This is a genomic window from Rhodococcus sp. 06-418-5 (assembly GCF_002258285.1).
Lineage (GTDB): Bacteria > Actinomycetota > Actinomycetes > Mycobacteriales > Mycobacteriaceae > Rhodococcoides.
This window is the reverse complement of record NZ_NOYE01000013.1, coordinates 1-12099: the sequence shown is the minus strand read 5'-3', so window position 1 is coordinate 12099 and position 12099 is coordinate 1. Positions and strand designations below refer to the sequence as shown.

Here is a 12099-nt window from a genome sequence, read left to right as displayed (position 1 = left end):
TGTGGGTTGTCATCCGATATGGCGAGGCTTACTGGATTGACCTGCGGTCCGCCACATTCGCGGGATGCAACGGCCGATGATTCTTCTCATCGAATGTGGCGGTTCCCTCGCCACAGTTCACCCCGTCAGATCAGCCACAGCCGCCAGTGAGATCGCGGTTGCTAACCCGCTGGCCATTCGATTCGGTACTGATCGGAGACTTGCTCATGGTCGCGGTAGAGCTGCTTGCGTTTGCGTGTCGAGAGCCGGTCGCCGAAGACGATGCCGTTGATGTGGTCGGTCTCGTGTTGAAGGCAGCGGCCGAGGGTGCCACCTGCTGTGATCTCGATCAGATCGCCGTATTGGTCCTGTCCTCTGCAAGTGGAGAACGCGGGTCGTGCCAGGTCTGCGTATGCGCCGGGAAGGGAGAGGCACCCTTCACCGTCGTCGACGAGCCGTCGATCATTGGCTTCGGGAAGGTCGACGACCGGGTTGCAGACGACGCCGGTCTGCCGTGCCCCGATCTCGTCGGAGCAGTCGTACACGAACACTGCGAGGTCGATACCGATCTGCTGGGCGGCGAGACCTGCACCGTCGGCGGCAGCGTTGGTCGCGAACATGTCGCCGAGGAGGTTTTGTAAGTCGGTGCCGAAGTCGGTTACCGGTCGCGCTGGCGCGTGAAGGACAGCGGTTCCCCAGCGAATTATCGGTTGTGCGGTACCGAGGCGTAAGAGTTCGGAGACAGGCATGAAGTTCATGGTCCGCTCTGGGGCGTACACACGGCAAGAAGGGACGTGGCTCGGAGCATTGTCTTCTCAGACCCGTGTCCGTCGTGTGGTCTGTCGTCCCATGTGACGGAGTACGTCGGGCTGAGCGAGATCGGCTCCGGGACAAATCGATCCGTTGCTGGTCACGCCCATTGCGACGTCGGGGTTCAGATGTAGATCGCGATCGGAAGCACAGTGAACGATGGTCCCTCGATCTTCGCTGAAAATTTGAGATCGATGGGCGGCGTGTCTGTGCCTTCATCGAACAGGTTCCGTAGCTGTTGCTGGTGAGGCACCGAACTGCCTACGGAATCAAAGAGCTGGTCGAAAACGGATACCACGAAGTCCGGGTTCAGGCGTTTGAGGATCTTGTTCCTACCGAACACGGGTACGTCTTCTTCGAGCGGCGTGATGACTTTGCCCAGAACAGTGAACCGTCCGTCCAGCAGGCGATCCTGATCATCGGTGATGAAGTGTGCGGCGTCACAGACCGTGACTGCGGTGAGGTCTTCTCCTAGGTCACAGTAAAATTCACGTGTGTTCTCACTGCGAAAATCAGTACGTACCGCGCGGGTGGCCGCGTAGGCAAGGTCTGCCTGCCGTGTGGCCTCCTGCTCGGAAACTTCCCAGTCGTACTTCAGCTGCGCAATATCGAAATTGTCATCATCGACATGTGGGCGCGCGGAACGACGCACGAAGAATTTTGTGGCCGCGGCAACGAGATCGGGGGTGGCGATGTCGAGGAGCGCGTTGATCTCGTTGGCCCTGAATCGTCCGGTGAAGACGACGATCTCGCCGCCCATGAGTCCGTCAGCATCCTCTTTCGCATCTATCTCGATTATTTGTCCGGCAAGTCTCTGCTTGAGAAGCTGCAAGTAATAGGCCAAATCGTAGGAGTACTGGCGTCGTGCGGTAGCCGCTGTTTCAGTTCCTTCGTTGCTGGTCTTACCCAATGCGCCGTCGAGCGATCCCTCGAGTCCGCCAGCGACCGGAAGGGCGGCCTTGGCTGCCAGGTTTGCGCCCCCAGATTTGGTCTGTGTGTTCCCGGAGCTGTCTTTTCGGGTCGACTCGGACTCGCCGGACACGAGTAGGCCCTCGTTGAGGAGCTCCTGCAACAATCCGCCCACGAAGTCCGGATTCTGGTAGATCACGACGTGAGGATTGGAGGCTGCTGAATTGGTTTCGGTCACGGTCACATCCTGGTAGTCGTGTACATCGATCGGACAGGTTCAAGGGCCTAGGGACCCGGCCCTATCTGCAGACGACCGGTGACCGTTCGACATTTGCAGTCAGCTGGCGGAAGGGATGGCGGTGGCTCGAAAGTCGATGGTCTCATCCGGCATTCGCGGTCTGCTCCGGCACCATCAGCGGAGTCAACCCAGCGCTGGCGAGCTGTTGCTGACCACGCGGCGAGAGTTTCACGGCGCGTGATGTCCCGATGCGGTGAACCCATCCGTTGTCGAACAGCAAGGTGCACAGTCGTTTCCCGAGTTCGCCGGCGAGATGGAAACGTCGTTCGGTGGAGTCCATGCAGGGCATCGCCGGGTGCGTGGAGGCATCGCGCATTCCCCACGAACTGAGCAAGGTGTTGCCGTCATCTGTGAGCTGCCAATCGGGGCCGAGATGGCCGCGACGATGGAGCTGTTCGGTCAGGCCGACTCCGAACTGGCCGGCGAGGTGCTTGTAGCAGGTTCGCCCCGCCCGGACCTGATCGTTGCGTTTGGAGACCCGCAGTGACGGTGTCGACGGGACCGGTCCTTGGGCGATGACGCCCAAGCTTTCGATGACGTGGGCGACTTCGTCACCGGCGAGGCGCAGGTAGCGATGTCGGCCTTGCCGTACCTCGTCGACGACACCTGCCGCGATGAGTTTGTCGAGATGCTTGGACACCGTCGGTGCGCCCAGCCCGGTGTAGGTGGTCAGCTCCGTGGCCGTCCACGCCAGGCCGTTCATCAGAGCGGCGCACATCGCCGCCCGCGATGGGTCGCCCAGTACCGCGGCGACCGACGCGATGTCGGGGAGCGCCTCGGGAAATGTTCGGTCCATCCGTCCATTGTGACCCTGCTGATTGTTCGCCGGGCGGCGAACTGTCCGTGATCCAGGTTGGTGAAGTCCATCACGCCAGATACTGGAGGGGATCAATGACGCTTTCATCGCAACTTCTCGATCATCGGCTGTCGTTCCGGGGGGATTACGACGATGACTTCTACTGGGAACGGTCGACCGGAACCTCGGGTGGCTGGGGGATACACCAGCCGAGCAGCGCGAGCGTCAGACCAAGCTCCGTGATGCGGTCATCGGGATCGTGGGAACCGGTGGCATTGGCGGGGCAGTAGCCGCGCGGCTCGTCCGGATGGGTGCGTGCAATCTCAAGCTCGCCGACCCGGATCATTTCGATCTGACGAACGTCCAACGCCAGTTCGGCGCAAGTAGGGAGACCATCGGCCGGAACAAGGCCGAGGTCGTTGCCGAGCAGATCTTCGACCTCACCGGTGATGTCAATATCGACGTCTATCCCGAGGGGATCACACCGGAGTCCGCCGCCGAGTTCATGGACGGCTGTGACTACGTGATGGATCAGATGGAGTTCTTCCAGATCAAGAACCGTTACGCGCTGCATCGAGCATTCCGAGCGTCCGATCGGTGCCGGTTCATGTTCAAGATCCCGACCGTGGCGCACTCGACCATCATCTTCACCTACACCAAAGACTCGATGCCCATCGAAGAGGTCTACGACCTCGACGAGGACGCCGAGTTCACCCCAGACGTCACTCGCCGACTGATGGAGCGAATCATGCCCGAGTACCAGAACTTCCCCTCGGCGCAGACTCTGGACGAATGGTTCGTGCAGAACCAGAAAATGCCGATCTTCGGCGCATGCCCACCACTCGCCGAAGGTGTCCTCGTCGAGCGGCTGGCCCAGGAGATCATGGACTTACCCGGCCGCACGCCCCTGCCAGTGCAACCCGGCTACGCGTTGTTCGACACCCTGACCTGGACAGCGAAGACGGTCGATCGCGCGTGGTGGGCCAAATGAGCGACACACGCGTGGTGCTGTTCACCGAAACGAACTCCCTGTTCGGCGCTCCGCTGTTCCACCGGCTGCTCGAGCATCCCGATGTCGACCTGACAGCATTGGTCGTACGAGAAGAAGGCCGGCTCTGCGACTACTACATCGACGACGACGAGCAGGTCGACCTCGCCGACGAGGGTGCCAAGCACGGAATCCGCGTCCTGCGGCCACGGGATCTCGAGTCACCCGACGTGTTGACCGAGCTACAGGCGCTCGAACCGGACTTCTTCCTCGTCGGCAACTACCAGAAGCTGCTCCGCACCCCGGTGCTGCAGATCCCTCGGGTGGACACCATCAACTTCCATCCGAGCCCGCTCCCGAAGTACGCCGGCCTGGCTCCGTTCTACTGGATGGCCGCAGCTCGCGAGACCGACGGCGGGGTATCAGCGATCCGGATGAACGAGGCACTCGACGACGGCCCGATCGTCGCCCAGCAGCTGTTGCGGCTGCGCGGAGACGAAACCGAGCGCGAAATCCGTGATCGTCATTTCGAGGCGTCGTGGCGGCTGTTCGACCTGGTGCTGCCGACACTGATCGACCGCAGCTACCGGACGGTGGAACAGGACCCGCAAGAGCGCACGTACTTCGGCCGGCCACCGATCGAACGGCACGGCACGGGTCGTGTGGTCGGGGACGTCAGCTATGCCTGAGTCTCGGGTACGGCAGCGACTGGCCGAACGGGGGGTGGAGTTGCCGGCGTGCTGGTCCCTACCACCCGACGCCGACATTCCTGCGGACTTCGTCGTCGTCGACCAGGGCATCGCATACCTGTCCGGGCACCTACCCACGGACCTCGACGGGTCGGTCACTGCGCTGTTCGGCACGGTGGGCGGAGAGATCGATTTGGGTCAGGCGCAGGACCTCGCGACAGCTGCCACGTTGAACTTGATCGCGACGTTGGAGGCCGCGATCGGGGACCTCGACCGGGTGCAGAAATGGTTGCGTGTGGACGGGCTGGTCAACGCGGCTCCCGACTTCACCGACTACCCGGCCGTGTTCAACCCGGCGTCGAAGCTACTGGTCGAGGCGTTCGGATCCGAGGTGGGTCGACACTGCCGCCTCGCGTACGGCGCGGCCGGCCTTCCGTGGAACGCCCCGGTGGAGATCGCGGCGACGGTCCGCGTCGCCTGAGAACGGTCCCTCGAAAGTTCGTCGGTCAGCGAAGCTTCGGTCCGAGACGATGAGAATATGACTCGAATCGTATCGGCGCGAGGCGCACTGCTAACCCTGATGTGTGTAGGAATGTTCCTGGTCCAGCTAGATGTGACCGTGGTCAACGTGGCTCTGGTCAGCATCGGGGACCAACTGCACTCCGACACCGCAGGACTTCAGGCCATCGTCGCCGGATACACCGTCGCCCTGGCCGCAGTGCTCCTCCTCGGAGGTTCGCTGACCGACCGCTTCGGCACCAGGGCGATGGTCCTGACCGGTCTCATCGCATTCCTGATCACGTCACTGTTCGCGGGTGCAGCGCCCAATCTGGTCGTGCTGGTCATCGCACGAGTGCTGCAGGGCGTCGCCGCGGCGATCCTGTTGCCGAGCACTCTTGCGGTGGTCAACCAGACATTCGTCGACAAGGCCGACAAGGCCCGCGCGATCGGCATCTGGGCCGGCGTCTCGGCCCTCGCTCTCCCCGCGGGCCCGCTGCTGGGCGGGATACTCACCGAGCAAGGTGGATGGCGGTCGATCTTCTGGATCAACGTTCCCATCATCGCTATCGCGCTCGTCGGGTGCGGCCGTCTGCTTCCGCGGTCGACCGGCCGGGAGTCCGCCCCGGTCAACATCACCAACATGGCGGCACTCTCCGCCGCATTGACTTCGCTCGTTGCTGCCGCCATTCTGACGAGCCCGCCGTGGCGCATCGGAGCAGCAGTACTCGCGGTGATCGCGATCGTGTTCGCGGTCCGCCTCGAGCGGACCTCGTCGAACCCGATCGTTCCTGCACCGCTGCGAACGCGGGCCGAATTCCGGACAGCGACCGTGGTGTCGGCGGTGATGAACTTGGTGGGGATCGGGATGGTGTTCGTGTTGTCGCTGTATCTGCAGACCGTCCGAGATCGAAGTCCGCTGGCCGCGGGTATCGAAATGCTCCCACTGTTCGTTCCGCTCGCGGTGTGCGCGCCACTGACCGGGCGTTTGGCCGCCCGCGTGGGAACCTACATTCCGATCGTCAGCGGTCTCGCCATCGGCACGGCCGGGTGCATCGTCCTGTCGACCGTGACCAGCTCGAGCTCCTACCTGCTGCTCGCGATCGGTATGGCCGGCCTCGGGCTCGGCATGGGACTGCTCACGCCCTCAGTGGTCGCAATGGCGATGCAGTCCGCGCCCCCCGAACTGTCCGGAATCGCGTCCGGCATCAACAACACAGCCCGCCAGGCGGCCGGCGCGGTCGGCGTCGCCCTCTTCGGAACCTTGGTCGGATCGGGTCGAGTACCCAGCGAATTCGATCACGGTCTCCGGCTGTGCGCGATAATTTCGGTCGTCCTCTGGCTGGGCGCGATCGCGTTCGCGACACTGAACCGCACACCGACCCCCGCGAACACAGTCGCAGCCTGACGCCCGCACACCGGCCATCGCACTTCGGTGCCGAATCCGCCCAGCCGACTGTGCAATCACCCTCGAATTGGGAGAATTGATCGATGCCCGCGTCCCCCGAACAAGCTTCCTACGTCTTCCGCGAGTGGCACAAACGCACCATCGAACGCGACGCAGCAGCCCTGTCACAGCTGTACGCAGACGATGCAATCCTCGAAAGCCCGCTCGTACCAGTGTTGTTCGAGCAGAGTTCAGGTCGGATCGAGGGTAGGGCTGCGCTCGACAGATTTCTGCGGGAAGCAACGCGGCGGCGGCCCGATGAGAGCGAGCTACCGTCGTTGCACCGATCCGGTAGCTATCAATTCGACGGCCATCGCCTGATCTGGGAGTACCCACGCGAGACGCCCGGCGAGGACCAACTCGACCTGGTCGAGGTCATGGAACTCGACGGCACCCGCATTACCCGGCACCGGATCTATTGGGGTTGGAATGGTATTGCGCACATAGCAAGGCCTTGACGACGCGCTCGCAGGTTCAGCAGAGGGCGGGTGTCGGACCCACGGCGGATCCGACATGTGTAGCACGGACATGTGGAAATACAGGCCCTCATCGCCAGCAGTCCGCGGTTGCGGACGGTAAAAATTGCTTGGTCGCCGAGACACACGGAACGATGCAGGACCGAGCTGACCCGTCTTATCTGAAGCGGTGAAGCTCGGGCAGGATGGCGTTGGCGAAGCGAGGGTTGTAGGGATAGTGGCTGTCGACTCGCTTCCAATGCTGGTCGCGGATATCACGAAATAAGTTGCGGTGCCGCATAACCCACTCTTTGAGTGGGTCACCCTGGTAGGAGTAAGCGAGCTGGTCGCCGAACTTTCTCGACTGACCGAGACGCCGCGCAACGAGCCGATAGAACGACACCAAATCGAATCCGTGAGCCATCGCGAGATGCCGACGCCACCGGAGATCGCAGAGGATGTCGGCGAGTGCGACAGCTTCGGGCATCACCAACAGGGGTGTAGTCGAATCCGCGGACGGCAGTGTTCGAGCCCGTCGGTCCCAGCGGGCGTGCAGATGGTCGAACCCCGCCGGCCGCCCGGTGCGCCGATCCTGGTGATGCCACCGTGTGACGATTTCAGCGGTGCACCAGAGCTGTTGGCGCGTCCATGTGTCGTCGGCGGCGAGAAGCAACCGGCCCAATCGCCGGTGGGCGGTGATGATCTCGACATTGCAGGAGAGATCGACCTGATCCGGACGTGTGCGCGTCGTCTCGACCCAGCGATGGTGGCGACGGCAGATCGAATCGGCTACGCCGGGATGGACTCGGATGTTCGGATGACCGGGGATCCGGGAAATGCAGCGCTGGCAGTGCCCTCGAATAGCCGAATCCTTGTACACGCTGATCAGCGGCACCGTGGCGCTGGACAGGCGAACATCCGCGCGGGGAGTCTGCACGCTGGGTAGTGCCAGTCGCAGTCGAGCGGCGGCGCGCCCGGTCAAAGTTTCCAACCTGGCCAGGGCGAGTGTGTTCAGGGTGAGGTCGTGATGCTCGAGCATCCCGGCGCGGACGTTGCTGATGACGGGCTCACCGACCGTGCGCAACAACGCGGTCGGCCGCGCGAATCCGTTCGCATCGGCAAGCCGAAACAGATACGAGACCACGGTCTCGCCGCGGACTGGCCGAACCTGGACGGGCAGCGGCTGGACGGGTCGGTGCCACAGCGTCACCGGTGCGCCTTGCTTACCTGATTGGGTTCGTATTGGCCGGTAGCGGCTCCGTCGAGGAGCACGGCATCGAGGTGGGCTCTGGTGATCTTCTCGACACCGTCACCGATGGCATCGTTCGCGGCGTCGTACACGAGTTGGTCGAGGCTGCCGATCATGCCGCCGGTACGGGCGTGCAGGTAGTCGGCGTGCCCGATGAGCGTTCCAGGTGTGTGCTCGTGCAGACGCAGCGTCTGCTCCATCGTGGCAACGAGCGACACCCAGTCCTGCTTGTCCCGGTCGGTGCGGTAACCGAAGGGCCCGGTTTCGATCGGAAGGAACCGGCCGAGGATCTGACGTCCGCGCACCCCGGAGAACAGGTTCGATTCCTCGAGGTCCAGGCCCGCGTAGACGAACGTCGCCGAGACCGTGTCGAAGAAATATTTCAACTGATCGGAGGCATCCTGTCCCTTTCTGGTGTTGAGATCGAGACGGTGAATCTCGTCGACGAGAACCATCCCGGTACCCACCCGCCGCATCACCTCCGCCGCCGCATGGGCAAGGTGCTGGGAGCTGTCGTGCGGGTGAGTCGGCAACCCCAGGAATGCCGCCATCTCGGTCGCCAACGCTTTCGGGCCCGCGTCGGGCGGGACCACGATGTAAACGACCGGGATGCGATCAGAATCGGCCGGCCAACGGCGTTCGAGGTCGATCTGAAACTTCCTGCCCAACTGAGTGATCGAAGTCGACTTCCCGGTGCCGCTGGCACCGGAGACCAACAAACCACGCCGTCCCAGTTGCTTACCGCGGTTGTTGATCACCAACTTCGAACCGTGATGGATGATCCGGCGGATATCGGGGGTGGCGACCAACAACAGCTGAGAGTGATACTCCTGGCGGGCTTCGTCGTAGAACTCACGCTCGAGCCCGTCGAGCCGTTTCCAGTCCTGGGCGGGCAGCAACCGCGGCGGCTCGGGTGGGGTTTGAGCGGTGAACGAGGCCCACCCCTGCTTGGTCGACAAAGGTTGACGCACAACAGGTGCAGCCGAGGTCGAACTCACCGCACACCTCGTACGTCGTCGGCGAACGGATCGAACATCCCGAACGGCACCACCTCGGCAACCACGATCTCGACATCGCCGGCCTCGTCGACGTGGCTGTCCTCCTCTACGACGGAGTCGTCTGGTGTCCCGGCTGGCAATGCTGCCGGTACTGGAGTCGCCAGCTCGGGAGGGAGGTGATTGGTCATCTCGCGGGTCGCGTGGGTGCGTGCGAGAACTCGATCGGAGCCCGGACCTGTCTCGGCGCGGCGCAACAACGCAGCGAGGATGACCGCGACAGCCATCTCGTTGGTGTCATCGACCCCACGCTGGGCTGCGATCTTGCGGGACGCCCGCCAGGTGAAGTCCGCGAACGGTTGGCTCACCACCCCGTGATGCGTCCAACCGGCGGTGATCCATCCCGTGCCGTGGTGATTGCGGACCCAAATCCGGGACACGTCGTACGGGTCGTGGTGGATCTCCCACCGCCCACCTTTACTGATGACTCCGGAACTCTGCCCAGCCCACAGCCGCAGCTCGGGGCTGTTGTAGGTGCGGTAGTCGATCTGAACACCGGCGTCGGTGATCGCCCGCCACTCCGCAGGCAGTAATTCGATGTAATCCTCACCGGTCAACGCGACCGGGACATAGCCGGCGGCCGCGACCAACGCCGCATAGGTGTCGTTCGGCGATGCTGCCTGGTCGGGGTTGAACGGATGCCGCAGCCCCTCGTGCGGGCGGGTTTGCCACCCGCAGATGACCCACTCGTCGAAGAGCTCCTGAAGATCGGGCAGCGACCAGATCGCGCGGTCTGCGACATCGGAGCCGCGGCGGGTGACATCGCGGCCGGTGTACCCGGCGACGTGCTGACAGAACAGAGTGTTGATCGAGGCGAACGTGCGCTCGACGATCGCCTTGTCGGTAGGAGTGTGCTGGTGGGCCGGCTGCACAGAGATCCCGAGAGTGTCCGCGGCCCGCAGGAACACCTCCGAGAGAAACACTCTGCCGTGGTCGATGACCACGGTGTCCGGCACGATCACCGGTTTCGCGGCCGCCATCGCCAACCGCGCGTCCAACGCCACCAGACGCTGGTGTGGGATCCGCGATGCGGCCATCGACAGAGCGGCATCCCACCCCGGACGCATCGGCTCCGGGACCGTGGTCCGTGCCAGCAGCAGCGCCGCATCGACCGCTTTCGCCCCGACCGGACGCAGCACACCGGAGCAGATCGTGCGGGTCGCGATGTCGATCGAGAGCACCAACTCCGCGCGGCCGATCACCCCGCCGTCCATCACCGCCATCACATCGAGCGGTGTCGCATCCATCTGCACCTGCTCACCCGGCCGCGCCGCCGTCGTGGCGGTGTAGACGCGGTCGGGCTTGAGCGCTGTCGTACGCCGAGTCGTAGCCGTCCCGAACGTGTGCCTACCTTTGGACAAGGTGTCCAGCAGCCGGTACAGCGTCGTCTGCGAGGGCATCTGAACTACCCCCGGACCGTGCTGGTCGTCGAGCAGATCGCGGATCCGGCGGACCACTCGTGAACGGGTGCCCGTCGAGGTACCGGTTTGGGCGGAGATCACCGTTCGTGCGGCTTCGACCACTCGCTCGTCGACATTGCCGGTCAGAGTGCGTCCACGCGCCGAGCGGCTATCGACCAAACCCCACAAGCCCTGGTCCCGATAGCGAGCTCGCATCCGCTCCACTGTGCGGAAGCTGGTCTTGTTGCCGGTGGCCGTCAACTCGGCGGCCTTGGCTCGACAACGCGCCGCCACGGTCTGGGTGTCCGGATCGTACTGCGGGCGTGGCGGCGTACCCGCCGGTGAATCCGAAGCCACCCCGGTGTCGACTTCGATCAAGTGCCGCTCCCACTCCCTCGCGGCATCGATCACGGCCTTGGGTAGCGAGTCGAGCAACCCGACCGGATCCACAGCCGGAGCCTGGCCGGCACCGATCAGCTCGAAGTCCTCCGCTGACAACAGATACCCCAGCCCGACCAGCGTGCTCTCACCCGAATCGGCGAGCAACCTGATGGTCGCACCAGTAAATCCCACGACCGTGTGGCACTGCCCGAGGTAAATCACCCGGTCACCGATCCGCAGGACGCGATGCTGCTCGTTCACCGGCCAGCACCTGCCGCCGCTTCCGCCAGTTCCGCCACATCGACAAGGTGACGGGCCGTCCTGACGATCGCGCGGTGCGAGAGGACCACCGCCAGATCCGCCACAAGCGCTTGCTTCCACATCAGGTGATAGAGCACCGGCAGAGTGCCGAGGGGGTCTCCCGCCAACTCGGCTCCATCGATCAAGGCTCGTGGGTGGCTGAACACCGCCAGCAATCGCGCTGCAACGGCTTCGTCGATACAGCGGGGATGTCGGTACCCGGCCAACCATCGCTGATTTGCCACCAACACTCCGTCGAGTTGGTCCCACACCGCATAACGCCAGTTCAACCGTGCGCAGGCCTGCCCCGTCGAGTCGAAGGCTTCACGGTCCCGCTTTCCGATCAACTGCGCTGGCCGCGAATCGAGCACCATCACCGCGCCGTCTGCCGAGCGCACCAAGAAGTCCGGAGCATGCCGTCGCCGTTTTCCGCCCTCCGGTGTCCAAGACAACCAAAACGGTTGAGAGACGATCCCGACGACCGAGATGTCGAAATCGAGGGCGACCAGGTGATCCCGCTCCACCCAGGACTCGAACCCGATCCTGCGAGCCAATGTCGAAGACCAGTACCAGCCCGGATAGTTCCGCTGCCCGCGATAGGACGGGAACGAGCGCACCGACCGCCCGAGCTCGTCGATCATCTCAGGAAGCTGCCACCATGAGACTCGCTTTTCCACACCAGTCTCGGTGACGAATACCGCCTCGACGTCGTCGTCGTCGTCGGTGCAACCTACCTGCTCGCCTTGACTCAGCACCGACACATCATCACCGCCAGATACAGCAACAGCCCCGCCACCACGCCGCCACATTCACTGAGAATCCGCCACATAGGGCGGGAACTGACA

Annotated in this window: 12 protein-coding genes; 5 read left to right on the top strand and 7 right to left on the bottom strand. The window is 63.5% G+C overall.

The window, feature by feature from the left end; genetic code table 11:
- Nucleotides 1–161: 161 nt before the first annotated feature.
- The 3 genes from def to CH274_RS09825 form a co-directional block, all read right to left on the bottom strand.
- On the bottom strand, nt 162–728 hold the full coding sequence (gene def, locus CH274_RS09835; protein WP_094657317.1) for a peptide deformylase: 567 nt from the start codon (nt 726–728) through the stop codon (nt 162–164).
- Between the two features lie 185 nt (nt 729–913).
- Complete coding sequence (locus tag CH274_RS09830; protein ID WP_141215465.1) at nt 914–1936, bottom strand: DUF6414 family protein; 1023 nt, start codon at nt 1934–1936, stop codon at nt 914–916.
- A 142-nt stretch (nt 1937–2078) separates the two neighbouring features.
- Nucleotides 2079–2792 (bottom strand): ArsR/SmtB family transcription factor, encoded by a 714-nt coding sequence (locus tag CH274_RS09825; RefSeq protein ID WP_094657313.1) that lies wholly within the window; start codon nt 2790–2792, stop codon nt 2079–2081.
- A 259-nt stretch (nt 2793–3051) separates the two neighbouring features.
- Here CH274_RS09825 and CH274_RS09820 point away from each other — a divergent pair, with 259 nt between their 5' ends.
- From CH274_RS09820 to CH274_RS09800, 5 genes are all read left to right on the top strand, one after another.
- Nucleotides 3052–3783 carry a ThiF family adenylyltransferase gene (locus CH274_RS09820; protein WP_255183023.1) on the top strand — a complete coding sequence of 244 codons (732 nt, stop codon included), beginning with the start codon at nt 3052–3054 and terminating at the stop codon, nt 3781–3783.
- A complete protein-coding gene (locus tag CH274_RS09815; protein WP_094657312.1) occupies nt 3780–4469 on the top strand; it encodes a methionyl-tRNA formyltransferase in 690 nt (229 codons plus the stop codon). Before CH274_RS09820 ends, CH274_RS09815 begins: the two co-directional genes overlap by 4 nt.
- Nucleotides 4462–4950: a RidA family protein gene (locus tag CH274_RS09810; protein ID WP_094657311.1), complete on the top strand. Its 489-nt coding sequence runs from the start codon at nt 4462–4464 to the stop codon at nt 4948–4950. Before CH274_RS09815 ends, CH274_RS09810 begins: the two co-directional genes overlap by 8 nt.
- Before the next feature lie 57 nt (nt 4951–5007).
- Nucleotides 5008–6375 carry an MFS transporter gene (locus tag CH274_RS09805; protein ID WP_094657310.1) on the top strand — a complete coding sequence of 456 codons (1368 nt, stop codon included), beginning with the start codon at nt 5008–5010 and terminating at the stop codon, nt 6373–6375.
- A gap of 83 nt (nt 6376–6458) precedes the next feature.
- Nucleotides 6459–6872 (top strand): nuclear transport factor 2 family protein, encoded by a 414-nt coding sequence (locus tag CH274_RS09800; protein ID WP_094657309.1) that lies wholly within the window; start codon nt 6459–6461, stop codon nt 6870–6872.
- A gap of 175 nt (nt 6873–7047) precedes the next feature.
- Here the strand turns inward: CH274_RS09800 and CH274_RS09795 are convergent, their stop codons facing one another.
- From CH274_RS09795 to CH274_RS09780, 4 genes are read right to left on the bottom strand one after another with little or no spacing between them, the layout of a single operon-like run.
- Nucleotides 7048–8079 (bottom strand): TniQ family protein, encoded by a 1032-nt coding sequence (locus CH274_RS09795; RefSeq protein WP_176458853.1) that lies wholly within the window; start codon nt 8077–8079, stop codon nt 7048–7050.
- A complete protein-coding gene (locus CH274_RS09790) occupies nt 8076–9116 on the bottom strand; it encodes a TniB family NTP-binding protein (protein WP_094657307.1) in 1041 nt (346 codons plus the stop codon). The genes CH274_RS09795 and CH274_RS09790 overlap by 4 nt, the downstream gene beginning before the upstream one ends.
- Nucleotides 9113–11215, bottom strand: coding sequence for a Mu transposase C-terminal domain-containing protein (locus tag CH274_RS09785; RefSeq protein ID WP_217901072.1), 2103 nt, complete (start codon nt 11213–11215; stop codon nt 9113–9115). The genes CH274_RS09790 and CH274_RS09785 overlap by 4 nt, the downstream gene beginning before the upstream one ends.
- The gene (locus tag CH274_RS09780) at nt 11212–11895 is read right to left on the bottom strand and encodes a TnsA-like heteromeric transposase endonuclease subunit (protein WP_217901073.1); all 684 of its coding nucleotides are present in this window, start codon (nt 11893–11895) and stop codon (nt 11212–11214) included. Before CH274_RS09780 ends, CH274_RS09785 begins: the two co-directional genes overlap by 4 nt.
- Nucleotides 11896–12099: the final 204 nt, after the last annotated feature.

What these genes read in the sequence shown, in the direction of transcription:
- def (WP_094657317.1), bottom strand. Translation starts at nt 728, where the DNA reads ATGCCTGTCTCCGAACTCTTACGCCTCGGTACCGCACAACCGATAATT.
- CH274_RS09825 (WP_094657313.1), bottom strand. Translation starts at nt 2,792, where the DNA reads ATGGACCGAACATTTCCCGAGGCGCTCCCCGACATCGCGTCGGTCGCC.
- CH274_RS09815 (WP_094657312.1), top strand. Translation starts at nt 3,780, where the DNA reads ATGAGCGACACACGCGTGGTGCTGTTCACCGAAACGAACTCCCTGTTC.
- CH274_RS09810 (WP_094657311.1), top strand. Translation starts at nt 4,462, where the DNA reads ATGCCTGAGTCTCGGGTACGGCAGCGACTGGCCGAACGGGGGGTGGAG.
- CH274_RS09805 (WP_094657310.1), top strand. Translation starts at nt 5,008, where the DNA reads ATGACTCGAATCGTATCGGCGCGAGGCGCACTGCTAACCCTGATGTGT.
- CH274_RS09800 (WP_094657309.1), top strand. Translation starts at nt 6,459, where the DNA reads ATGCCCGCGTCCCCCGAACAAGCTTCCTACGTCTTCCGCGAGTGGCAC.
- CH274_RS09780 (WP_217901073.1), bottom strand. Translation starts at nt 11,895, where the DNA reads ATGATCGACGAGCTCGGGCGGTCGGTGCGCTCGTTCCCGTCCTATCGC.